Source organism: Thermofilum sp. (assembly GCF_038871435.1).
Lineage (GTDB): Archaea > Thermoproteota > Thermoprotei > Thermofilales > Thermofilaceae > Thermofilum > Thermofilum adornatum.
Map to the genome: position 1 here is coordinate 12,673 of NZ_JAVZIC010000005.1, position 20,535 is coordinate 33,207.

Sequence of the window (20,535 nt, forward strand, 5' to 3'; positions counted from 1 at the left end):
GTTTAAAGATATGCATGGCTTTCTTGTAAATAGGATGAGCGAGTCTATCAAGGGAAAACCATATATCAAGGAGGCAAAGTTCTGGGCCACCATACCTGGAAAGCCAGGATACGTCCAGTGCAACCTTTGTAGCAGGAGATGCGTTATTGCACCTGGCAAGTTCGGCGTGTGCGGTGTCAGGAGAAACATTGAGGGAAAGCTCTACACGTATGTGTATGGATTGCTAACGGCGGCAAACCTCGACCCCATAGAGAAGAAGCCTCTCTCACATTTTAATCCGGGGAGCGCTGTCTTCTCGATATCGACCCCGGGCTGCAACTTTTACTGTCAGTTTTGCCAGAACTGGGAGATAAGCCAGAGCAGGCTCGAGAGTGGTCTTTATGGCGAATATTATCCTCCAGAGGAGGTTGTCAGGGAGGCTAAGCGGCTCCGGGCAGATGGCATCTCGTATACATACAACGAGCCGACAATCTTCTACGAGTACATGTATGACGTCAGCCGTCTGGCAAGGAAGGATGGCCTATTCAACACTATAGTGACAAATGGCTACATGACGCCTGAAGCTCTCGAGGAATTTTACCCATACCTAGACGCCGCAACTGTAGACTTCAAGGCCTCTGGGGATCCAGAGTTTTATAGGAAGTATATGGGGGTGCCAGACCCTGAACCCATAAAACAGACACTGGTAGAGCTTAAGAAGAAGGGTGTACACATCGAGATAACCGACCTAATAGTGCCAAACGTGGGCGACGACGAGGAAAAATTTAGGCAACTAGTCGCCTGGATCCTAGAGAACCTAGGAGACGAGGTTCCACTCCACATATTGAGGTTTTATCCACACTATAAAATGATAGACTATCCCCCAACAGATGTATCAACACTAGAGGACATGGCAAGCATCGCCAAGGAAGCAGGGCTCAAATACGTTTATATCGGCAATGTCTGGGGGCACCCCCTAGAAAACACCTATTGCCCCAAGTGTGGAACCAAGGTCATAGAGAGGAAGGGCTTCTTTATTACTAAGTGGAACCTTACCGAGGACAACAGGTGCCCTGTCTGCGGAACAAAAATAGACATAAAGGGAACATACAGAAAAAGATACTGGGACAACTTCTTCTATTAACGGAGCTTTATGCTTAGCCCTGCACCCTCTTTTCTCTTTCCTGGGATTTCTACATGTCTCCAATCGGCAACTTGTCCGACTTTTCTCCCCCTCTTTTCCATTACATATGCATATGCACTTAGCGCGGCGCACGCGCCCATCCCAGCGGCTATCACTGCCTGCTTGTGGGGCATCTCTGAGACGTCGCCCGCAGCAAAGATTCCGGGCTTGCTTGTCCTGCACATCTTGTCTACAACGATTTCTCCCCTCTCGTTTAGCTGCACTAGACCCTTTAGAAAGTCTGTCTTTGTAACATAGCCCATCTCGACGAATACCCCATCAACCTCTAGAGTTTTTAGCTCTCCGGTCTTCTTGTTCCTTACAACTAGTGCTCGGACTCTTTTATCGCCTTTAACCTCTACGGGCTCCGAGAAGGGAACTAGCTCGACGTTTCCCTTAGACATGGCCTCATTAAGTAGTTCCTCTTCCTCTAGGGGTTTTTCGCCTGGGAAAACCCAGTAGACTTTACTTGCATAGTCTCTTAGCCGGACAATGTTCTCGTAGTTATGTAGCCCCCAGCCTACAAGGACGACTTTTTTACCCCTGTAGAGCGGGGCATCACATATGACGCAATATGAGACTCCTTTTCCCTTTAGCTCTTTTTCCCCTGGTACACCCATCTCCTTGGGGCTCTTGCCGAAGGCGAGGACAACTGCCTCTGCCTGGAACTCATTGCCAGAAGCTGTTTTCACTGTGAAAAGGTTTTCCTGCTCGGCGATGCTAGTGACCTCGTCGAAGAGTATTTCTGCACCGTATGTCTTGGCTTGCTCCTCGACTTTTCTTATGAGCTCCAGCCCGCTTATGGACATAAAGCCTGGAAAGTTTTGTATCTCGTTTGTCAAAAGGAGCTGTCCGCCTAGATCTGCACTTATAACTAGCGTAGATAGTTTCTGGCGGGCCGCGTATAGGGCTGCTGTTAGCCCCGCTATACCTGCACCCACAATTATTACGTCATACTTCTTCATACTTGATCACATCATATAGCTGTGGGACCTCAATAAAAGGGTTTTTAATCTCGAGTTTCTTTCTGTTAACCTATGCCTGCAGAAGTAGTGTCGTCGAAAACAGTGGCTATCAGAGTTGTCTCAGCACTGGTCATACTCCTTGTGCTACTTTGGCTTTTCTCGACAAGCCTCTTTATACCTATAAGGATATACCGGGAGATATACATTGGAAACATTTTTGTGGCTGTTATTGCTTTTATCTTCGCATTGAAAGCAGAGGAACTTGCAAGCCCCCTCTCCAACGAGGTCTCTCTTAGATTTAGGCTGAACTCCCAGAAAATAGGTGGGTCGCTTAAATGGGGCTTGAGGCTTATCTCTCTAGCTGTCCTCTACGTAGGTCTCCACGGAGTCCTCTTCCAGATTTTAACCTGGTACTTCGAGCACAATGTCTCAAGCACAATATACAATTCAGTCTTCGTAGTCACGGGCTCTGTCATCGTTTACCAAGTAATAAAGGCAATCACTTCCTAAACTTTTCCAAGTATAGTTCGAGATACGTTTTTGGAACAGGTTCACCCAGCCCAAGTAGACTAGCTATCTCCCGTACTGCTTCAAGCCCGCCACCCTTATCCTCTATCTCCACAAAGTCACCGAGGCCCTCCACCTTATCGATTGACACCTCGACACCTTTAATCATGTAGAATTCCCTATGCTTCAGGAGCCTTGCAACTGTTTTGAAGCCGAGCATTTCTAGGATCTCCTGCATCTCCATAGAGTCTACAACCCTCGAGACTATTTCTACCCTGTCTTTAGCCCATCCCCCTCTCTTGGGACCCTTGTATGTCAGCTCTATGCTTTTACCACTTTTAGAGTTGTTCTCGCGTAGCCTAAGCGCCTCATCCGTCTCGGCAAAATTCTTGCAGGGATGCTGGTAATAGATGTCTACCTGGTCGACTGTATCTACATAGGTTGCTCCAAGCTCCAGCAACTTTTCTCGTATACGGCTTGGCTCGCTAATAGAAAACTTGACCTCTACTTCCCGGTGCATTATTCTCCTTGAGAACCAAGAACCACCACGTTCTTAAGACTTTCGGTAAGCATGTTCACCTTGTAGGACAGCCTCAACAGCTCTGCAGAGGCAGACAGCGCACTACACTTGTCTCCCTGGCTAATAGCGTTGCTTATCGCTTGTAGTGTGTGAGAAATGCCACTACGCATCTCTTCTGTCAAGCTCTCCGTCTTGTTTCGATACTCCATTGAGAGAGGCATAGTTGACACCTTGAGAAAAGAAGACAGAGAATCAGCGAGCGTGTACATAGTGTTGCTCAGTACAAAGAAGTAGTCCTCGCCTGTGAGCAGGGCTACAGATAGAAACACCATTCCTAAGTTTTGTATTTCTTGCGGGTCAACTAGCCCCGTTTTGGCGTTCTTTGATACCTCCTCTATCAGCTTGGAAAGATCACTTCTCAAATCCACCGAACCACCCTTTTTTTCTTTCTGGACGATTCGACAAGATATGCCTTGTAGAGCAGTTTTTTAGCATTTTCCAGGTCTTCCAATAGGATTTGTAGCTCCTTTTTCTCTTCATCAGTCATGTTGCAACTACGCATCTTTAATGATACCTCTGCTATGAGTATTTCAAGGGAGAGGTTCTTTATCTCTTCCAATGTGGCGTTGCGCAGTATAACCTCTGCTACCCTCCTAGAATAATATCCCTTCTCGCAAGTGGCCCTAGACCCCGACACCAAACCAACCCAATAAATAGAGACGTAGAATTTTCTAAATCTTTCTTTTTCAAATCTCGAGCAAGTTTCTGGATTCAACGTTAAACATATAATTTTCCGTGGTGTCTCTAGCTTAGGGATTATATTTGACAGAAGGAAACATTATGCCTCCAGAAGTTTTGAACTGCGGGATATCTCTAAAGCTAAGCCTAAACGAGTGGAAAGTCCTGTACTATGCTCCCACCTCTAATACTCTATCCAAGATTTCTGAACAGGCCAAACTACCATACAGCACAGTGATTGACATTATTAGGAGACTTCAGGAAAGCAAGATTTCCATGCATTTTGTCCCGAATCTAGGCCTGATGGGGCTAAAATATGTCTTTCTACTTTTCCCAGGACCACCTTTCCGTGAGTACCCACTCTACACATTGAGGATCTATAGGCTAATTGGTAAACAAATATTCCCAGGGATAACAGGCCTGTATACAGGCGTCCTCGGACTAGTACCAGAGTCCCAGGTCTCAAACTATGTTAAAAGCTTCGGCATGCAGCCAGAATTCCAAATTGTCGGGGAAGAGTATAAGCACTGGACCCCAAATGGCAAACTCACCCGCTATGACACAGCTCTAGGAGTAGTGGTACCAGACATCGAAAATATTGACGATGCGACTCTCACATCGATGAGCCCAATAATTAGGCAAGAAAGAAAATGGATAGACTGGATAGACCTACTCATAGTCTACTTCAAGATGAAGTATGCGTATACCAAGCTAAGCGAAGTCCACAGCTCCATTAGAAGAGTCTTCGGCATAGACCCTCCAAGCAGGCAGCTCATGAGCTACCACTACAGATCCCACGTCGCGCCACTATGGACCTACAATTCTGTCAGCTACGAGCTACCCAAGACTTCTGTCCCAGAAAAAATCTACATATTTAAGGGTCCCCACAGCAAAGTAATAACGAGAACCCTTGTTGAGGCTCCATTTTTCCTAGAAGGATTATACAGCGAGGATACAGGCCTCGTAGTGGGGCAACCCCCAAGCTATGTGGAACCAATATTCTACACGGTTTTATCCAAAGTAAATGTCGAAATGCCAATCGGCATCCTCCTCGTCGAAAAGTCGTGGAACTTTGAATGGCTCACACAGGACGCCGTTAAGTACTATAAAGAGAATAGTGAACATCCAGACCCATCGTTTCAAAGGATAAAATTTGAGGAGAAATAAATAATAACATTTATTAATAACAAAAGCTCAAAAAACATGTATGAGGCCCGTTGGAAGAATCGAGGATCTCGTGTCAGAAATTAGCTCGGAGCTGAACAAGAAAGGCGTTGACAACATAATTTCAGAAGACTCAAGGTCGATCATAACTTATATGAAGACAACTTCTGGCAGAATTCTTCCTTTAACTATTACTCTCGAAGAGGAATATTCCCTATTCATGTTACCTGTAGAGATTTCCTCGAAGCCAGGGATTCAAAGTTTGGAAGAGTTGGGAAAAGACTTACTACTTCAGGGAATCAAGGTCTATCTGTTGTCTTTCACAAGTGAGCTGTCTGGTCTTGTCTTTGAATATCCACCTATAACGAGTATAGAAGACTTACATAAATATCTCGAAAAAACAGTAGAGGTTCTAGAAAAATACTTTTCAAGTTTTCAAGAGATAATATACGGCCGCGAGGAGACTATACTCCAAACCTAGCCTCCTGGTGTTCCGTGGAAGGGTACCTCTTTCCACAAATAGTCCCAGACGTCTTTCTCGGTAAGCACTTCTTTCTTTACGATTAGGTCAAGTATGTTTAGTAGCAATTTATGGTGCTTGACCTCGTCGTCGAGAATATACTTGAAAAGATAAGTTATCCTCTTGTCGTCCACCTCACCGAATAATTTATTGAGTGTCGAGATCATCTCTTCCTCCATTTTAATGTGTGTCCTTACAATCTTTTCGAGCATTGCAAAGTCGTCTTCGCTTATTGCGGGACCCACTTCTCGAAGTATACGGAGTATTCCCTCATATATCTTTGCGTGTTTCCTTGAGTCATTTGCTATGCTTCCGAGAATACTCTTGATGACTTCGCTTTTGAGTTTTCCAACGCCTTTTTCTAGTTCCTCCGCATTTCTTTGCTCAAGCTTCACAGCCTCTTCGAGGGTCTTAATAAGGTCTGTTCTCTGCACATATCTAGTAATGCCTAAGGGGTAAATATATTTTCCCAATTTCAGCTACAACGCCCCTTAGGAGAGCAAAAAATCGTTGCCAGCCTAACAGCTACCGCTTTTCTTAGCATCTCGAAGCATAGCATACAGCTTGTCTATTGTCCGCTTAGAAGTGTACCGCCCGTGGGGTCTTAAGCCGCCTGAAAAAGTTTTAGGTATATGCATGAGCTCGTGTAGGAGAACCTTTATTTTTTCCTCCTCTGGAAGCCTGTCGAACTTCTCAGAAATAAGTTCAATGACGTAGCAGGGTTCCAATCCTAGAGAAACTTGGAAGACCTTGGGGAGACCATATATCCTGGCAATAGCATTTGAAGCTGACTTTCTGCTCTTAACAACATAGACCCTGCTAGGATCGATCCAGTCCAGTCTTAGACATACAACTATTTTCCTAACGAGCTTCTCGGTATCGGGATCTCTCTCGTATCTTAACTTGGCCATGACGTGTTCTGTGCAGGTATGTAACAAATATGTTTATAGCTGCTAGGCGCAAGCTGCTCTCACTGGATATACTCCTTTATTCTACGATATAGAATTTTGTGTAAAACTTTCTGTCAACAAAAACAAAATTTAGTAAGAATTAAAGAAGATTTTATCTTACAGAAAGAGTTGAATCGTAAATATGTGGAGCGAAATTTTCATTCTAATTGTTTAAAAATAGATGCTAAGCTAGCCTCTCGAGAGCAAAAGGATTCACAAGTGTTACAAGAATCTATTGTTGTAGCGTTTGAAGCAAAATTCCGAGAAACTTCCTAAAAGTATTTATTTTCTGAATCATTGCCTTGTAGACTAAACTTCCTTGCACGGGATAGGATACTAGTGCGCGTAGATAAATTTTGTTGTCTCTTTCTTCGACTTGGATTTCTGGATCTGGTATTTCTAGCTTTTGTGGAAGTGAGCCGGCAACCTCAGCGTACATGCCGAGGAGGAGTTCCTTGCCCGTGTAGACGATTTCCGCGGTCATGAATTCGTCTATAGCTAGAATGTCCCATCTGCTTCCCTGGGGGACTGCTTTTAGCGCCTGTGGTATCTCGCTGAAGTTTTCAAGCAATATGAAGGTGATGCCGTTTATTACTTGTTTTCTTGCCTCGATACCTTATCACCATTCTACTTAAGAGGAAACACGTAAACGATATATTTGTTTTTAACTAATGTTTATCTATGCCTGGGAAAAAGAGATATATTGTCCGTGTAGATGAAGAGGGCAACATCAAGTTGCCATTAGTGCTTCTTAAAGAGATGGGGATAGATCTCCCGGCCTATGTAAGTATTTTTCGGGAGGGGAGCTCTTTGACACTTAGGTTCAGGACTAAGAGATCTCCGTTGCGTCTTGGGAGGCAAATAAAGACCCAGGAGATGGAAAAACTAATCAAGGAGGCGTTAGATGAACTGGTGGTGGCAAGATGGGAGACGTAGCAAGACTGGTAGTGGACACAGATGTACTGCTTCACGACACCTTTGAGGACAGCGAGAAACATGCAGAAGCGGCCCAGTTGCTGGACGAGGCAGACAGGGTCTACATAGCTTCTATTACGATACACGAATACCTCTGGCTTCTACTCACGAAGTTCCGAATAGATGTCGAGAACGTTAGAGAAAAACTAGAGGAATATTTCAGCGATGCTCGCTTCATCTATATCAGCGAAAACAGCGAGGTCTTCATGGGGGCACTTGACATGATGAAAGAGGACGGTGCCGACCCCACCATGATCAACGACTACATTATACTTGTCCTCGCACAAAGAATGGGGGCCACCCTTGCAACTTACGACGACGAGTTGAAAGAAATAGCGAGAAAAAGAGGAATTCCTACAGCTCCTTAGCTAGAAATTTTTCGCATAAATCTTTCTATTCGCGTGAAGGCCTCCTCTAAGACATCTACTGGCGGCAGGAAAACTAGTCTCACATGGTTTGTGCCTAGGGGTCCGAAACCAGAGCCGTATACGACAAAGACCTTCTCGTCTAAAAGTAGCTGTCTAGCAAATTCTTCATCGTTCATTTTTAGGTCTACACGTGGAAACACATAGAAGGCTCCCTTGGGCTCCACGGGCAAGCTGAAGCCAGGTATTTCTCGGAGCCGTTTAGCCGAGTATCTTCTCCTTTCATCTAGCTTGCTTACAAGCTCCTTTAGGTGGCTGCCCGTCTTGTAGACTGCTCTCGCAACAGCGACTTGCAGGGGTGTTACTGCTGAGAGTCTTGTCATTAGGAATCCGAGGAATGCTGTCCTCATGTTTGATATTTCTTCTTCTGGCCCCTTAAGGTATATGTAGCCGAGTCTCCATCCAGTGGCTAGATATGTCTTGGAGAAGCCGTTCATACCTATAACTATGTTGTCGCTCTTTGCAAGGGAAGCAACGCTGTGGAACTCTGTGTTGAACACCATGGCGTCGTATATTTCGTCTGAGACTACGGGTAGCTTGTATTCGGCGGCCAAGTCTAGGATATCTTGGAGAACTTTCTTTGGATAAACTGCACCCGTTGGGTTGTGCGGGTTGTTTACAACTATAAACCTTGTTTTCTCGGTGATTTTCTTCCTCATATCGTCTATATCTGGTATCCAGCCTTCCTCCTCTATTGTCCTGTAGAAAACTTTCCTTGCGTCATAGAAGTCGGCAAAGTTTATGTATAGTGGGTAGCTCGGGTCAGGTATTAGCACTTCGTCGCCCTCGTTGACCAGCGCTGCGTATAAGGTGTTTATGCCCTCCGACACACCGTTTGTGACCAAGATGTTTTTCGGGTCAATATCCACCTTGTTCCATGTCTTTTCTTTGTAGGCTATTGCCTCCCTCAGCTCCTTCAAGCCCTCGGAAGAAGAATAATAGTGGTGGCCCTCCTGCAGTGCTCTACAAGCCTCCTCGATGAGTTCCCTAGGGGGCTGAAAGTCGTATTTGAGCGGGTCCCCAATATTAAGGTATATTACTTTTTCTCCTTTTTCCTCAAGGCTTCTAGCCAGGGCATTGTATTTCCTTATTGGGTAGTCTAGCCTCTCTATTCTCTCCGAAATTTTTATTTTACTCACGTCTAAATTTTTTCCAGGACATGTTTAAATATTTTTATTTGATGACTTACTTTCCAGGGATGTGTCTTCTTTATAGACAAGTTTATTTCTAAGCATACATAGTGGCATCGGCGAAATAAATGAATCGTAAACTAGTCTATGGCCTAACATTCGCCGTACTGATCTTTGGCATCATCCTAGGAGTGCTACTTGTCTACAAAAAACCACCAGCACTACCCGGCACACCGGGCACGCCGCCAGAGAACTGCCCTGCGACCGCACTAGTCTACGTATATCTGAATGACCAGCAAAAATCTGCCGCAGACACTGTGACCTCGAATCTGAAGCTGGCCCTTCAGCAATACGGCTTGAACATTCTAAATGTCCCAGTTTGTTCCATCCCCGCCACTAGCCTCTCTCAAAAACTGAGGGTTTATCCAGCCCTACTCTTCAAGGGTAACATTTCTGCATTATCACTGTTTGTAGTCGGAGAAATAGACGGCTACAAGGTTCTTAATCCAGGGGTCTCTGCCTACATGGCTTCACAAGCAGGTCTCGAGCCCGTCCTCACATATACAGCGGAACTATACATTGTTAAGGGAACTGCACCTTTCTCGGACATACGGGAAAACGAATCTAATATAAAATACATAGTTGGTCAATTATCTCTCTCAAACATAACAAGCATCCAGCAAGTCTCTGTAAACTCGCTGGGCATAAACTTAACGCGTCTACCAGCAATAGTCCTCAAATCAAACTATAACCTTTCTTCCGGGTACCAGTACGTAGTCTCCCTCGGCAAGAACTACTACACTTTTAGAGAGGACGTCGTCGGTCAGGTATTACAATACTTGGGTGTTCAGACATACGAAATACTTGCTCCTCCAAATCCAGACCTCCTCAGGAAAGGAGTAAAAATGGGCGACTCGGACAACCTGCTCTTCATCTTGGAGGACTATCACTGCCCCTACTGTGCAATGCTCATAAACTCTACTGGAAACATGTTATATAACTACGCAAAGACCGGAAAACTACAAGTAGTATTTGTGGATCTAATAATACATTCAGAAGTTGTCCCAATGCACGCGATAGCGAAGTGTGCATACAACCAATCCAAGGACGGCTACGCATATTTCAATGTATCACAAGAACTATACCACCTATACATCTCTGGAACCACAACCACCATGGCAGATGCAAACAAGACGGTTGCAAAGTATTTTGGGAAAAACATTCTAGATAAGTGCGCACCATTGCTGAATAGCTACCAGTCGGACATACAGGCGTTTTCCAGGAACCTTATGCAACAGGGCTTTACTGGTACACCCACACTTATCTTCTGGAGCAACAAGACACATAAAGGGCTAATCGTTGAGGGCTGTCTAGATATTAAGCTCTGTATCACGGAACAGCAGTTCTCACAGATATTTTCATGGCTTCAGGGCTAAATATGGAGAGGCTTGCCTTTTTATGGCTAATCCTTCTATTCATGATGTTTACCATAATTATGATGCTGACCTTATTCGCGATGGCTGAAAAATTCATCGGTAAGGAACCGACGGGCCTAGAGCTGGAGCTCCGTAGAAACGCCGAAACCGTTGTTTTGATAATATTCATGGTGTTGCTTGGCGCTGTACTTTTCTATTTGGCTCTGAGAATTTTACCCGCTGTGTCAAAGTTTTTATATTGGATATTTATCCAAAAATTCACGTGAATTCGAGGACAATAGCTGTAGTATCTGTATTCGTCTCCATGGCAACAGTCTTTAGGCTTCTCAAGAACGCGGTTACTTCAATGCAGTTTCTAAATATCCCACTGGCACTGGCTTTTGTTGCTTCCTATCTTTTTGGCAGTAAAATTGGTTTAATGGTCGGCTTCTTCGGGTATGTTTTTTCAGATCTTTTAATATATCCCGGCCTCTGGACGATCGTAAACTCCCTTGTAGCAGGGCTAGTCTCCTATATATTTGGCTTTTCATCTCGGCGTGTAATACAGGGTCTTGTTTTATTTTTGGAAGCTTTTCTCCTTTGTTTCTTCTTTGACTTATCCACATCTACACTTCTTTACATTTTGTTCGGCTTAGAAATAAGTAAGGCACTTGTATTCGCATTTATAGGGCTATTTTTACCCGTAATGGGTGGCTACCTTATAGGTATAGGTCCATTAACGGAGTTTTCTACTTCTATTCTTACTGTGCTACTTATAAGGGGTTTGGAAAAGAGAAACCTAAAGAAAGATATAAATATTGGATAAAAATCCAACTAATTGTGGCACAACAGGGACCAGTGAATGGGAAGAAAGAAAACAAAACTGTCGTTGTCCTACTAATAGCGTTACTAGTTTGGGCGCTGGCTTCAAGCAGTGTTGCTTCCTATCTATACTTGGAGAATCAAAGGCTTAAGTCTAGTCTTTCATCACTCGAAAGCAAAGCTGTTCTTGTAAACATAGCCATTGACTATGGCAATGGCACGGTTGTCTGGTTTAACTCGACACCCCTACCTTCCGGCTCGACTGCCCTATCTGCATTAACAGCAGTTGCAAGGGTAGAATACAAGCTTTCAACCATGGGGGCATACGTTACAGCCATAAACGGTGTCTCAGAGAATATTATTTCAAAAAGCGAGGGGTATTCGTGGCTCTGGTACAAGTACAGTCCCGAGAAGAAGTCATTGGAGATGGGACCTGTAGCGGCAGACAAATATACCCTTGCAAATGGAGACATAATTGTATGGAGGTATGAGCACTGGAAGTTCTAAACTTGATTTATCTATTCTCCTTTTTCTCTATTTGACAGATGGATTTGTCGGCAGGCAAACATTGGCAGAGGAATTTAAGCTTGGAGAGGGAAAAATAAAGACTCATCTCAAAGGCCTAAAGGAGAAAGGCTACATTACTCAGCTAAGGGCTGGATCCCAATTAACAGAGAAAGGCTCCATGTTTATAAATGGGATCCTAGAGGCCCTCGGCGTGGAACGTCTAGGCTTCATGGATGGCCGTGAGCTAGGGTCGCAGACTGTAGTTTATGTATTGCTTAGGAAGGAAAGTGTTCCAAGCAATGTTCTAAAGATAAGAGATCAGGCTGTAAAGGAAGGGGCAGACGGCGCCATTATCGGCATTTTCTCGGGTGATACCTTTAAGTTGCCCCCGGGAAACGAAGACCTCTGCATGTATGCTCCACTTTTCTGCACTGAGATCAAACCTAAGATTATCGGCGAACCACCACGTTTGACGTTACTGGCTGTTTTTGGAGATAAGAAAGGCAAAACGATAGAAGGTCTCGTAGCTATTCTTCTCAGCGAATATAGCCCGTGGAGAGCCACTCTTCTAGGACTCTTGGAACTTCTTTAACTGAGTAAACCCATGCATCTGCAATAGGGCTTTTAGCTGCCGCCTTTTTAAGTACCTGAATAGCCCGCAACCCAGCGTTTTTTGCGCCCTCTATGTCGGCCTTGGGGTCGTCTCCTACATGTATAGCCTCGGCGGGCGATACATTGGCTAAGAAGCATGACCATTCGAATATTTTCCTGTGTGGCTTCTTCCATATAACAGCTTGCGACGCGACGAGGACATCTACGTACCTTATCAGGCCTACTTCAGCTAGTCTATCTTTAACTATTTCGTAGCTTCCAACATTTGTTATTATTCCAAGTTTAAACCCCATTTCCTTGACCCTCGCTAATGTTTCGAGAGCATCGCTGTCGAGCTCAAAGCCCTCCACATAGCTTTTGAGGACTGCTTTGTAAGCCAGCTCTACGAGTTGTGGGGTTGGTGTTAAGCCGAGGTACCGTATCAAGAACATTGAACGAGTGAGATCCCATGTTTCAATCTCTTCTCCATGAATATTTGACTTGCTCCATGCATCTAATATTTCCTGGCTTGAAAATTTTCTTCCAGTGTTCTCTTCAAGAGTTTCAGATAGATTCTTAGACAAGAAATTGGCAAACCCTCTGTCAAATACTAGTGTGCTTCCCATGTCGAAAAACACTGCCGGGATGTCCTTCACCACTTATCTTGAGATCTGTTTTTTGCGCAAACCCCTATAGATATTGAAGACAGAAATTGCGAAGGAAAGCACATTGAGGATCAAGAAAACAGCATCGCCAATAATGTACGAATGTATAGCTAGGAACAGGCTTCCAAGCCCATAGAGGATGCTGAGACGCAGGCTAGGTACGCTGTCTATGCTTACAATCCAAGCTGACACGATCAAAACCATGCCTATTATTCCAAGTATAGACATGGCCTAAACCCATTTCTCTCTCTATGTGTGCTTAAAAATCTTCCGGGTGCTTTTAAAAATGGACAAGTTATGGCCTCTGAGAGCGGGATACAACTGCAGCATTATGCTTTAATACTGCATTTTCTTGTTTGTTGCGGGATTGGTGTATAATGGGTCAAAAATACAAGAAACCCGCAAGATTCGTGGCCTCAGGCAAAGTGAAGGCTTTTCTTTCCGAGAGCGGGGAAGTCCTCTACGTCGACATTAACGGCGAGCTCTATGAGGGTGTAGGCGACTTTGTACCTGTCCCTATTGCCGACTTGAGGAAGGTAAGGCTTAATCAGATACCCGAAGAAGTATTTATTGAGCCTGTTGCATACATAGATAAAAACATTGTCTACATGTTGCGTTTCGGCAACATATTAACATATGAAGTAAAGTTCGGCAGAAGCTCTGCCCTTGTAAACGTCGAGGAGTGGGCTGCCGACTGGAAGTCCTATATCGGACTAGAAGCTATGAAGGACGCGTTGTCTTCTACCCTTAGAGAGTTACTGTCAATGGGCTTTATCTCTTTCGTGGACGTGGAAGACGAAGATGACATGATGTATGTCTCTTTCGAGATACCGCTCCCAGAAACAATGACGATACGCAATGCGGTAAAAACTGTTAGGAAAATTTTGAGGGAAATAGAAAAAGAGGCGTCAATTAGGGCTAGCCTTCTAGCAATAAAGGAGGCTAGAAGGAACATAGAGAAAAGTTCCCGGAAAAGGGATGAAGGAAGCCTCGTTGAACGTGTTTCAAGGATTTTTTACAAAGAAGTTGAAGAAAAAAGAGAAGATTTTTCGAAAAAATAGAAAAGAGTAAAGTATATTTTTCAGGATTTTCTCTTCAAGCAGTATGCTTGATGAAAAAGACGTAGCCCTCCTAGAACTCCTACAAGAGAATGCAAGATTAACAGTGAAAGAGCTAAGCAGGAAAATAGGGTCTCCGATAACCACTACTCACGCTAGGCTTAAGCGTTTAGAGAAAGAGGGCTTCATAAAAGCCTACAGAGCGATCTTGGATCCGAAGAAGCTCGGCTTCAACACTCTAGCCTATATCTTCATATCTTTTTCACGCGAAAAAGGTTTGGATCAGAGAAAAGTTGCAAGCGAAATAGCAAAGATACCCGAAGTGCAGGAGGTTCACATCATAACAGGTGAATGGGACATATTGGCAAAGGTTAGGGTAAGCAACGTAGACGCACTCGGAGAGCTCGTAGTCAACAAGTTGCGGAACATTGAGGGTGTAGAGAAAACTTACACGTCTGTCGTGTTAGAAAACGTTAAAGAGTCCACAAAGCTACCTGTAAGGGCAAGCCAGGTCGAGAAATAATGGCTAAAATATATCTTGCTGCTCCTATGAGGGGGGATAGGAGCGCCTTAAACAATGTAAAGCAGATATGCAGGATGCTAGAGGAGCATGGACACGTAGTATTAACTAAGCATGTTGCTGAAGATGTTCTTGATATAGACAGAGGCATGACTCCCAGTGAAATATTCGAGAGAGACATAAAGCTACTTGAAGAAGCAGACTTTCTAGTGGCAGAAGTCTCCTATCCAAGCCTCGGAGTAGGATTTGAAATCGCATATTTCTTGCTAAAAGGGAAAGAAGTTATAGCACTAGCTCTCGAGGACAGAGTAAACAATGTGTCAGCAATGATTCGGGGCATAACGTGGCCTAACTTTCACTTTATACCATACACAGCGCCGGAAGACGCTGTCTTAAAAATAAGCAACCACATTAAGTAGGGAGACAGAAATGAAGATAGCTATTCTCGCGATGCCACAGGTTGAACACCCTGATGAGCTTCTTAGCTGGCTAAAAGGATACCTAGAAGCCATAGGCCTCACGGATATAACTGTTGAACAAAACTTCTCGATTGAGAGGCTAGAGGATGTCTTTCAGCAGGTCGATGCCATTATTCTTGCAGGGGTTGCTGGGAACCCCCAACTCGTCAGCAAGGTTGCAAAGGTTCTTGGCTTGGGGACAGAGGTAAACGCGGACGCCCTCGAACTAGTGAAAAGCTTCTATATGGACAAAGCTGAGTTGCCGAAAAACCTAGAGGACCTCGCAGTTATGCCAGAGTTCAGCTATGTAATTCCAAATGAGAGGGGACCGGTTCCATCCTTTGTGGCTTTTAGCCTGGAAAGCGAAAAATTCGTAGCGGCGACGCCGCCTAGGTTTGAGGAAACCATCGAGGCTTTCGAGAAGGGAATACAAGACTTTTTTAGGCAGTCAACGGGCAAAAAATTTTCAGTAACGTTCTCATTAGATCTAGAGTGCCAGATAACTGAAGCCAATGAAGTTATAAATGCAGTCAGGAGAGAAGTAAGGAATGTTTTCCCAAGGCTCGATGGAAGATTTTACACAGGCAAAGGCTTTCCTTTAACCTTTACAGTTTACTCTTCTACCCCTGAAGAGCTCTCGGAAACAATGGAGAAGATACAGAACATAGTTCTCCAAGTGTCTCGTGAAAAAGGGATCAAAATAATCGAGAAGCAAATGCAAGAGACAGAGGAAAACCTTTAAACAGTTCTTGAATATGTAAAACGGTATTTATGAAGGTTATAGAGGCAAATAGTAAAGAAAGGTGGCAAGTCGTCTTCAGGGAAGAAAACAAATGGCAGGTAGGCATTTACATACCAGAAAATACTTCTCTTGAAGAAGTAACCGTCCTCGAGAAACATAACAGGCCAGAGCTATTCTTTCTCGTAAAGGGAGAAATTGTTCTAGTCCTAAGCCAAGATGGTTCAAGAATTGAAGAGGTAAAAATGCTCCCAGGGAAAATATATGTTGTAGACGAGTGGCATAATGCCTATAGGCCGCACGGCCGTGAAGGAATTGCATTAGTTGTTGAAGCTCCAGACATAGAGACAGAATACATACAGCTTGGTTCAAAGTGTAGAGAATAGGTATCAGAAGCTTACCTTTCAATCATCGTTTTTCTCATTCAGCCATCGGGTCATCATACATAGCTAAAAACACATGTGTTGTTATAAAAATTTCTGGCAGTAAAGGAAAAACTACGGGCTATGCACTTATATACTCGTAGACTTTGTCCTCTATTTTCTGGAATTCTGGAGACCTTCTATCCCTAGGTCTTGGGATCTCAACGGGGATAATTGCTGCTACCTTGGCTGGTCTAGCTGTAAAAATCACAAGCCTGTCTGCCATGAAGATTGCCTCGTCAACATTGTGCGTGACCATAACTATTGTACGGACACTCGTGACACCCCACTGCCACATATCTAAAACCTCTGACCTCAGGGACTCCGCTGTCAAGGGATCCAGCTGGCTGAAAGGCTCATCCATTAGGAGAATGAGAGGCTCTATAGCCAGGGCCCTCGCGATATTAACCCTCTGCTTCATCCCGCCGCTAAGCTCGCGGGGATAGAAGTTCTCAAAAGACTGTAGGCCCACGAGTGATAGGTACTTCCTAGCCTTTTCCTCTGCCTCCTTCCACGACATTCCCCTAACCCTTAGCGGCAGGGCTACATTCTCTAGAACAGTCATCCATGGCAGTAGAGTTGGAGACTGAAAAACAAATCCTATTTGTGCGTCCTTGTGTGTGAAAACGATTTCGCCGCTGTCCGCCTTTTCTAGGCCGGCAATTATCCTTAACAAAGTTGTTTTTCCGCATCCGCTTGGCCCCAAGATTGCGACAAATTCTTCGCCGATGTCAAATGTAATCCCTTCTAGGACTGGGAGTGCCTTGCCCCCCTCCTTGAATGTCTTTACAACGTTCCTAATAGAGATTATGGGTTGCACTCTTATTCACCTGTATAGCCACTACTTATCCTTGAGAAAATTCTCGACCAGACCATTTTATTTATTATCACGATTACAAGCGATAAGAGAAGTGCGGTTAGAGCAACCTCTGTAGTCTTACCTTCGACTGTGTATCTATTAAGCAAGGCTCCAACTCCACCCATGTCGAAAGTTCGCCCCGACAAAACCACGTACTCTGCAACGACCGTTGCATTCCAAGCCCCGCCCCAGGCGCTCAACAGCCCGCTTGCCACTGCCGGAAAGATTGATGGAAGGAAAATTGTCCTTACAAAATACCATCCTTTTATCTTGTATACTTGTGCAAGTTCTTCGTGCTCCCTCCTAATGTTGGAAAGGCCAAAAATTATAATATTGAAGAAGAGATACCAAGCGGCTCCCTGTAATAGAACAATAAGCGAGACAAGGTATGGGCCTAGGCTTGATGCCAAGGCGATTTGAGCCAGTAGGGGCCACCAAATGATAGCTGGAATTGATGCCAGCAATTCTCCGCTCAGTGTAAATATGTATCCCATTTCTCTACTCTTGTAGGTGGCATAGCTTATCCCAAGGGATAAAAGGAAGGAAAAAATGAGAACTAAGAAGACATGAAACAAGCTTATCGGGAGCTCACGGGCAAAGTTCAACGCTACATCATAAATGTCCAAGCTTAAGAGCCCGGTAAAACCTTTTAAAAGATAGTAAAAAATGAAAACCGCGAAAAACAACCCAATTGCCTTTGAGAAGACTTTCGGAACTGTTACTTTCTTTTCTATAAATATGAAGACTTCTTTGATGAAGTTCCATAGCATAGAGACAATTAATGAGAGTTTTTCATAGACAATTTTGATGCTTAGTAATGGCAGATTCCAGAGGGAAACAATCGCAGGATTCCATAAGATAATGTAGGTTAATAGTATCGTTAGGATCAGCCCCCCTATACCCATATAGAAACTAGTAAAGTCCCCACTGTTGAAGCTTTCAAGGATAAAGGTTCCGATTCCTCTGAGTTTATATTCCTCTTCTCCTAGTGAGATAACCTCTGCAGATGTTAGGAAGAACCATCCGCCGGCCCAGGATACCAGGGTATTTGCGAGAAGAGCCGATTTCGAGGCAGGGGTATAAATATAGAAGAACTTGGATGCCGGCCCAAAGGAATAAACATGTGCCATGTCGAATATCGAGGGGTCTAGCGATTTTATGGATGCGTATACCCCGAAAATCATGTTCCACACGAGGCTGGTAATAATAAGGAAGACTGCTGAAGCCTCTAGACCAAAGGGTTTTGGAAGATTTCCTACAAAAAACACGAGAACGACTGGGAAAAACCCCAAGATAGGTATGGATTGGAGTATGTCTAGGATAGGTAAAGTTACAGCCTCTATTAACTTGTTTCTGGCCATAGCTGAACCTACGAGGAGAGCCAATAATACTGATATTATGTAGGCAACTAGCATCCTAGCAAGGCTATAGCCCAATGCAACCATCAGGTCGAGGATCCCCATTGTCTCAGCCAGCCATTATTCAACTTACAAAGACAAAACCGTAAAGAATAAAAATCTTAGCAAAGAATTATCTTAGGCAAGGTGAAGAATTAAGGTGTCAAGTGAGTCAAAGAAAAAAGTTGTCTTGCCTCGAGACGTTTCCCCCGACCACGTACTAGGACTAGTAGAAGTACTTAATAGTGCAGGAGGCCAGATTGACTCTATGTATGTTGGCGACGCGGTTTATGAAAACATAAAGATTCTCCCCAAGGCAATTGACGTTGCAGAGGCACTGGGTCTAGTAGAGTCTCATTCCGGAAACCTCCGCTTGACGGATCTTGGCAGAAAAGTTGCTAGGAGCGATCCAAAAAGCCTGAAACGCCTATTAAAAGGGGCAATCGCAAACGTTGAGCCACTTGGCGAGATCCTAGGGTTACTGAAACAGAGGAAGAAGATTAGTGTAGATGAATTCAGAGAAATAATTGAGAAGTATTATCCAGGAGGAGTCGAGGAAGCATCCAAGAATATATTGATCTGGGGTGCATTCCTCCACCTCTTCCAGATGGACGAGGACGACGAGGAAATACACTTAATTTAGTGCTGTCTAGATAAATTTCTGATGATGAGGTTTGCTAGGACCGAGTTGTGAGGGCTACGGCGGAGACTGATCCCGAGTCTCACTGCCGAAACTTAGAAGCGACAATTGTTTGTTGCTTTTCTTTGGGAGATTTGGGAAAGTATCTCGAACCGGTAGATACACCTTCTCGTAAAAATCTTTCTGGCTAAGCAGAGTCTTCTTATCAAACGACTTGACGTACTCTACAGCCAGCCTCCAGGCATCCTCAAAAGGCATAATTCTCTCAATCCTGTTTTTTACTTCTCTCTCAAATAGCTCTGGTGTCTGGTCTTGGTCGCCCATAGTGAACCAGCCGTTTTTGCCGAGGTAGGCTGCTTCGTCACCCACATATACTATAGTTTTGCCCTCCTCGTCTTTTTCCATGGAAACATCTCTTGCCAGCCTTTGACGGGAAGCGGCGACTGGGACTCCTCTCCTTTTGGCCCAAGCATAGAATATAGCTCTGTTTAATCCAAAAGAGTAGCTTTTTTCTAGGTCACCTGTCAAGACATAGTAGCGGGCCGCCTGGAGTAGAGCCATTACTTGAAATCTTCCAATTTGGCTTTCCATCTATGTTTGTATATACAAAAATGCTCAAAAATCTATTTTTCTACCAGTATTTCTGTTCTCGAGCTCGACAATTCCCTCAGCAAACTGTATGCGAGGATCTGAGAGTCGCCTTCTGCCCTAAAAGGAACAAGTTTCCCAAGCTTTTTGTAAAAATCTACCACCGGTGATACTGTTGCAAGATATTCCTCGTACCTTCTCTTGATGACTTCTGGCGAATCATCTGTTCTTCTAGTTAGCTTTGCACCACACTTGTCACATATGTTGTCCCTCTTGGGGGGTTTCCAGGAGACATGATAAGTTTCTCCACAGTTTGGGCAGTATAGTCTCCCGCATATCCTTTCTATGATTGTTTCTAGGCTTGCTTGGAGAAGGACAACTTTGTCAAGTGGAAAATGTTCCTCAAGAAATACTGCCTGGGGAAGTGTCCTAGGGTATCCATCCAAAATAAAGCCATTAGCACAGTCACTAGCGCACAGTCTTTTTGCAACTATATCGTTTACTATCTTGTCTGGGACGAGTAGTCCCCGTGAAACGTAGGACTCAACTTCTCTTCCCAGCTCAGTCTTCATGCTGATTTCTCTTCTCAATAGCTCACCAGTGGATAAGTGTGGAATACGAAGCTCTTTGCTTAGAATGCTTGAATATGTTCCTTTGCCCACGCCCGGGGGACCTAGAAGGGCTAACCTGATGCTCAACACCAAGTAATTAAATAGTATTAATTCATGTTAATAAACTTAGTGCCTCAAGAACGAAAACATTTTCATAGCTGAGGATTACACTGTGCCTTTCCCCGGA

Annotated in this window: 31 protein-coding genes; 17 read left to right on the top strand and 14 right to left on the bottom strand. The window is 44.3% G+C overall.

Annotated elements, in window-relative coordinates; all coding sequences use genetic code 11:
* Positions 1-34 precede the first annotated feature (34 nt).
* On the top strand, positions 35-1,123 hold the full coding sequence (amrS, locus tag QXT17_RS06730; RefSeq protein ID WP_052885608.1) for an AmmeMemoRadiSam system radical SAM enzyme: 1,089 nt from the start codon (positions 35-37) through the stop codon (positions 1,121-1,123).
* On the opposite strand, the gene QXT17_RS06735 is transcribed toward amrS, so the two are convergent.
* Positions 1,120-2,127: an FAD-dependent oxidoreductase gene (locus tag QXT17_RS06735; RefSeq protein ID WP_342815813.1), complete on the bottom strand. Its 1,008-nt coding sequence runs from the start codon at positions 2,125-2,127 to the stop codon at positions 1,120-1,122. The genes amrS and QXT17_RS06735 overlap by 4 nt on opposite strands.
* A gap of 72 nt (positions 2,128-2,199) precedes the next feature.
* Between QXT17_RS06735 and QXT17_RS06740 the strand changes: the two genes are divergently transcribed.
* Positions 2,200-2,637, top strand: a complete 438-nt coding sequence (locus QXT17_RS06740) for a hypothetical protein (RefSeq protein WP_020961905.1) — start codon at positions 2,200-2,202, stop codon at positions 2,635-2,637.
* Here the strand turns inward: QXT17_RS06740 and cyaB are convergent.
* From cyaB to QXT17_RS06755, 3 genes are read right to left on the bottom strand one after another with little or no spacing between them, the layout of a single operon-like run.
* Positions 2,627-3,154: a class IV adenylate cyclase gene (gene cyaB / locus QXT17_RS06745; RefSeq protein ID WP_020961904.1), complete on the bottom strand. Its 528-nt coding sequence runs from the start codon at positions 3,152-3,154 to the stop codon at positions 2,627-2,629. The two genes, QXT17_RS06740 and cyaB, sit on opposite strands and share 11 nt — an antisense overlap.
* On the bottom strand, positions 3,154-3,582 hold the full coding sequence (locus QXT17_RS06750) for a hypothetical protein (RefSeq protein ID WP_020961903.1): 429 nt from the start codon (positions 3,580-3,582) through the stop codon (positions 3,154-3,156). Before QXT17_RS06750 ends, cyaB begins: the two co-directional genes overlap by 1 nt.
* Positions 3,573-3,851 carry a hypothetical protein gene (locus tag QXT17_RS06755; protein WP_020961902.1) on the bottom strand — a complete coding sequence of 93 codons (279 nt, stop codon included), beginning with the start codon at positions 3,849-3,851 and terminating at the stop codon, positions 3,573-3,575. Before QXT17_RS06755 ends, QXT17_RS06750 begins: the two co-directional genes overlap by 10 nt.
* 125 nt (positions 3,852-3,976) lie before the next feature.
* Between QXT17_RS06755 and QXT17_RS06760 the strand changes: the two genes are divergently transcribed.
* Positions 3,977-5,059, top strand: coding sequence for a hypothetical protein (locus QXT17_RS06760; RefSeq protein WP_342814489.1), 1,083 nt, complete (start codon positions 3,977-3,979; stop codon positions 5,057-5,059).
* 40 nt (positions 5,060-5,099) lie between these two features.
* Positions 5,100-5,537 carry a hypothetical protein gene (locus QXT17_RS06765; RefSeq protein ID WP_020961900.1) on the top strand — a complete coding sequence of 146 codons (438 nt, stop codon included), beginning with the start codon at positions 5,100-5,102 and terminating at the stop codon, positions 5,535-5,537.
* On the opposite strand, the gene QXT17_RS06770 is transcribed toward QXT17_RS06765, so the two are convergent.
* From QXT17_RS06770 to QXT17_RS06780, 3 genes are all read right to left on the bottom strand, one after another.
* Positions 5,534-6,010 carry a ferritin family protein gene (locus QXT17_RS06770; protein ID WP_020961899.1) on the bottom strand — a complete coding sequence of 159 codons (477 nt, stop codon included), beginning with the start codon at positions 6,008-6,010 and terminating at the stop codon, positions 5,534-5,536. The two genes, QXT17_RS06765 and QXT17_RS06770, sit on opposite strands and share 4 nt — an antisense overlap.
* Before the next feature lie 84 nt (positions 6,011-6,094).
* Positions 6,095-6,487, bottom strand: a complete 393-nt coding sequence (locus tag QXT17_RS06775) for a putative metallopeptidase (protein ID WP_020961898.1) — start codon at positions 6,485-6,487, stop codon at positions 6,095-6,097.
* A 271-nt stretch (positions 6,488-6,758) separates the two neighbouring features.
* Positions 6,759-7,097 carry a hypothetical protein gene (locus tag QXT17_RS06780; RefSeq protein WP_020961897.1) on the bottom strand — a complete coding sequence of 113 codons (339 nt, stop codon included), beginning with the start codon at positions 7,095-7,097 and terminating at the stop codon, positions 6,759-6,761.
* A 110-nt stretch (positions 7,098-7,207) separates the two neighbouring features.
* On the opposite strand from QXT17_RS06780, the gene QXT17_RS06785 reads away from it, so the two are divergent.
* Complete coding sequence (locus tag QXT17_RS06785) at positions 7,208-7,462, top strand: hypothetical protein (protein ID WP_020961896.1); 255 nt, start codon at positions 7,208-7,210, stop codon at positions 7,460-7,462.
* Complete coding sequence (locus tag QXT17_RS06790) at positions 7,450-7,869, top strand: PIN domain-containing protein (RefSeq protein ID WP_020961895.1); 420 nt, start codon at positions 7,450-7,452, stop codon at positions 7,867-7,869. Before QXT17_RS06785 ends, QXT17_RS06790 begins: the two co-directional genes overlap by 13 nt.
* Here the strand turns inward: QXT17_RS06790 and QXT17_RS06795 are convergent.
* Positions 7,866-9,065, bottom strand: coding sequence for an aminotransferase class I/II-fold pyridoxal phosphate-dependent enzyme (locus tag QXT17_RS06795; RefSeq protein WP_020961894.1), 1,200 nt, complete (start codon positions 9,063-9,065; stop codon positions 7,866-7,868). The two genes, QXT17_RS06790 and QXT17_RS06795, sit on opposite strands and share 4 nt — an antisense overlap.
* A gap of 119 nt (positions 9,066-9,184) precedes the next feature.
* Between QXT17_RS06795 and QXT17_RS06800 the strand changes: the two genes are divergently transcribed.
* Genes QXT17_RS06800 through QXT17_RS06820 form a run of 5 tightly spaced genes read left to right on the top strand, consistent with a single transcriptional unit; the run spans position 9,185 to position 12,392 of the window.
* Positions 9,185-10,492: a thioredoxin domain-containing protein gene (locus QXT17_RS06800; protein WP_020961893.1), complete on the top strand. Its 1,308-nt coding sequence runs from the start codon at positions 9,185-9,187 to the stop codon at positions 10,490-10,492.
* A 59-nt stretch (positions 10,493-10,551) separates the two neighbouring features.
* On the top strand, positions 10,552-10,758 hold the full coding sequence (locus tag QXT17_RS06805) for a hypothetical protein (RefSeq protein ID WP_342783804.1): 207 nt from the start codon (positions 10,552-10,554) through the stop codon (positions 10,756-10,758).
* Positions 10,755-11,297, top strand: a complete 543-nt coding sequence (locus QXT17_RS06810; protein WP_020961891.1) for an ECF transporter S component — start codon at positions 10,755-10,757, stop codon at positions 11,295-11,297. Before QXT17_RS06805 ends, QXT17_RS06810 begins: the two co-directional genes overlap by 4 nt.
* 14 nt (positions 11,298-11,311) lie before the next feature.
* On the top strand, positions 11,312-11,800 hold the full coding sequence (locus QXT17_RS06815; RefSeq protein ID WP_020961890.1) for a DUF4430 domain-containing protein: 489 nt from the start codon (positions 11,312-11,314) through the stop codon (positions 11,798-11,800).
* A 31-nt stretch (positions 11,801-11,831) separates the two neighbouring features.
* On the top strand, positions 11,832-12,392 hold the full coding sequence (locus tag QXT17_RS06820; protein WP_052885490.1) for a DUF4443 domain-containing protein: 561 nt from the start codon (positions 11,832-11,834) through the stop codon (positions 12,390-12,392).
* Here QXT17_RS06820 and QXT17_RS06825 read toward each other — a convergent pair.
* Both QXT17_RS06825 and QXT17_RS06830 read right to left on the bottom strand, forming a co-directional pair.
* On the bottom strand, positions 12,337-13,050 hold the full coding sequence (locus QXT17_RS06825) for an HAD family hydrolase (RefSeq protein WP_020961888.1): 714 nt from the start codon (positions 13,048-13,050) through the stop codon (positions 12,337-12,339). The genes QXT17_RS06820 and QXT17_RS06825 overlap by 56 nt on opposite strands.
* Complete coding sequence (locus QXT17_RS06830) at positions 13,051-13,284, bottom strand: hypothetical protein (protein ID WP_020961887.1); 234 nt, start codon at positions 13,282-13,284, stop codon at positions 13,051-13,053.
* Positions 13,285-13,433: 149 nt separating this feature from the next.
* On the opposite strand from QXT17_RS06830, the gene QXT17_RS06835 reads away from it, so the two are divergent.
* From QXT17_RS06835 to QXT17_RS06855, 5 genes are read left to right on the top strand one after another with little or no spacing between them, the layout of a single operon-like run.
* Complete coding sequence (locus QXT17_RS06835) at positions 13,434-14,117, top strand: hypothetical protein (RefSeq protein WP_020961886.1); 684 nt, start codon at positions 13,434-13,436, stop codon at positions 14,115-14,117.
* Between the two features lie 43 nt (positions 14,118-14,160).
* The gene (locus QXT17_RS06840; protein ID WP_020961885.1) at positions 14,161-14,637 is read left to right on the top strand and encodes an Lrp/AsnC family transcriptional regulator; all 477 of its coding nucleotides are present in this window, start codon (positions 14,161-14,163) and stop codon (positions 14,635-14,637) included.
* Positions 14,637-15,053, top strand: coding sequence for a nucleoside 2-deoxyribosyltransferase (locus tag QXT17_RS06845; RefSeq protein WP_020961884.1), 417 nt, complete (start codon positions 14,637-14,639; stop codon positions 15,051-15,053). Before QXT17_RS06840 ends, QXT17_RS06845 begins: the two co-directional genes overlap by 1 nt.
* Positions 15,054-15,063: 10 nt before the next feature.
* Entirely contained in the window at positions 15,064-15,834 is a 771-nt protein-coding gene (locus QXT17_RS06850) for a hypothetical protein (RefSeq protein WP_020961883.1), read from the top strand.
* A 29-nt stretch (positions 15,835-15,863) separates the two neighbouring features.
* Positions 15,864-16,217: a hypothetical protein gene (locus QXT17_RS06855; RefSeq protein ID WP_020961882.1), complete on the top strand. Its 354-nt coding sequence runs from the start codon at positions 15,864-15,866 to the stop codon at positions 16,215-16,217.
* 118 nt (positions 16,218-16,335) lie between these two features.
* On the opposite strand, the gene QXT17_RS06860 is transcribed toward QXT17_RS06855, so the two are convergent.
* Both QXT17_RS06860 and QXT17_RS06865 read right to left on the bottom strand, forming a co-directional pair.
* Positions 16,336-17,073, bottom strand: a complete 738-nt coding sequence (locus tag QXT17_RS06860; protein ID WP_020961881.1) for an ABC transporter ATP-binding protein — start codon at positions 17,071-17,073, stop codon at positions 16,336-16,338.
* Between the two features lie 2 nt (positions 17,074-17,075).
* Positions 17,076-18,575 carry an ABC transporter permease subunit gene (locus QXT17_RS06865; protein WP_020961880.1) on the bottom strand — a complete coding sequence of 500 codons (1,500 nt, stop codon included), beginning with the start codon at positions 18,573-18,575 and terminating at the stop codon, positions 17,076-17,078.
* Between the two features lie 94 nt (positions 18,576-18,669).
* On the opposite strand from QXT17_RS06865, the gene QXT17_RS06870 reads away from it, so the two are divergent.
* The gene (locus QXT17_RS06870) at positions 18,670-19,152 is read left to right on the top strand and encodes an AAA-associated domain-containing protein (RefSeq protein ID WP_020961879.1); all 483 of its coding nucleotides are present in this window, start codon (positions 18,670-18,672) and stop codon (positions 19,150-19,152) included.
* Positions 19,153-19,206: 54 nt separating this feature from the next.
* Here QXT17_RS06870 and QXT17_RS06875 read toward each other — a convergent pair whose 3' ends face one another.
* Both QXT17_RS06875 and QXT17_RS06880 read right to left on the bottom strand, forming a co-directional pair.
* Entirely contained in the window at positions 19,207-19,740 is a 534-nt protein-coding gene (locus QXT17_RS06875; RefSeq protein ID WP_020961878.1) for a hypothetical protein, read from the bottom strand.
* 32 nt (positions 19,741-19,772) lie between these two features.
* Positions 19,773-20,435, bottom strand: a complete 663-nt coding sequence (locus QXT17_RS06880) for an adenylate kinase family protein (RefSeq protein ID WP_405054511.1) — start codon at positions 20,433-20,435, stop codon at positions 19,773-19,775.
* Positions 20,436-20,535: the final 100 nt, after the last annotated feature.

What these genes read in the sequence shown, in the direction of transcription:
- QXT17_RS06835 (WP_020961886.1), top strand. Translation starts at nt 13,434, where the DNA reads ATGGGTCAAAAATACAAGAAACCCGCAAGATTCGTGGCCTCAGGCAAA.
- QXT17_RS06805 (WP_342783804.1), top strand. Translation starts at nt 10,552, where the DNA reads ATGATGCTGACCTTATTCGCGATGGCTGAAAAATTCATCGGTAAGGAA.
- QXT17_RS06775 (WP_020961898.1), bottom strand. Translation starts at nt 6,487, where the DNA reads ATGGCCAAGTTAAGATACGAGAGAGATCCCGATACCGAGAAGCTCGTT.
- QXT17_RS06790 (WP_020961895.1), top strand. Translation starts at nt 7,450, where the DNA reads ATGGGAGACGTAGCAAGACTGGTAGTGGACACAGATGTACTGCTTCAC.
- amrS (WP_052885608.1), top strand. Translation starts at nt 35, where the DNA reads ATGAGCGAGTCTATCAAGGGAAAACCATATATCAAGGAGGCAAAGTTC.
- QXT17_RS06840 (WP_020961885.1), top strand. Translation starts at nt 14,161, where the DNA reads ATGCTTGATGAAAAAGACGTAGCCCTCCTAGAACTCCTACAAGAGAAT.
- QXT17_RS06830 (WP_020961887.1), bottom strand. Translation starts at nt 13,284, where the DNA reads ATGTCTATACTTGGAATAATAGGCATGGTTTTGATCGTGTCAGCTTGG.
- QXT17_RS06785 (WP_020961896.1), top strand. Translation starts at nt 7,208, where the DNA reads ATGCCTGGGAAAAAGAGATATATTGTCCGTGTAGATGAAGAGGGCAAC.
- QXT17_RS06740 (WP_020961905.1), top strand. Translation starts at nt 2,200, where the DNA reads ATGCCTGCAGAAGTAGTGTCGTCGAAAACAGTGGCTATCAGAGTTGTC.
- QXT17_RS06850 (WP_020961883.1), top strand. Translation starts at nt 15,064, where the DNA reads ATGAAGATAGCTATTCTCGCGATGCCACAGGTTGAACACCCTGATGAG.
- cyaB (WP_020961904.1), bottom strand. Translation starts at nt 3,154, where the DNA reads ATGCACCGGGAAGTAGAGGTCAAGTTTTCTATTAGCGAGCCAAGCCGT.
- QXT17_RS06845 (WP_020961884.1), top strand. Translation starts at nt 14,637, where the DNA reads ATGGCTAAAATATATCTTGCTGCTCCTATGAGGGGGGATAGGAGCGCC.
- QXT17_RS06800 (WP_020961893.1), top strand. Translation starts at nt 9,185, where the DNA reads ATGAATCGTAAACTAGTCTATGGCCTAACATTCGCCGTACTGATCTTT.
- QXT17_RS06735 (WP_342815813.1), bottom strand. Translation starts at nt 2,127, where the DNA reads ATGAAGAAGTATGACGTAATAATTGTGGGTGCAGGTATAGCGGGGCTA.
- QXT17_RS06765 (WP_020961900.1), top strand. Translation starts at nt 5,100, where the DNA reads ATGAGGCCCGTTGGAAGAATCGAGGATCTCGTGTCAGAAATTAGCTCG.
- QXT17_RS06865 (WP_020961880.1), bottom strand. Translation starts at nt 18,575, where the DNA reads ATGGGGATCCTCGACCTGATGGTTGCATTGGGCTATAGCCTTGCTAGG.
- QXT17_RS06855 (WP_020961882.1), top strand. Translation starts at nt 15,864, where the DNA reads ATGAAGGTTATAGAGGCAAATAGTAAAGAAAGGTGGCAAGTCGTCTTC.
- QXT17_RS06875 (WP_020961878.1), bottom strand. Translation starts at nt 19,740, where the DNA reads ATGGAAAGCCAAATTGGAAGATTTCAAGTAATGGCTCTACTCCAGGCG.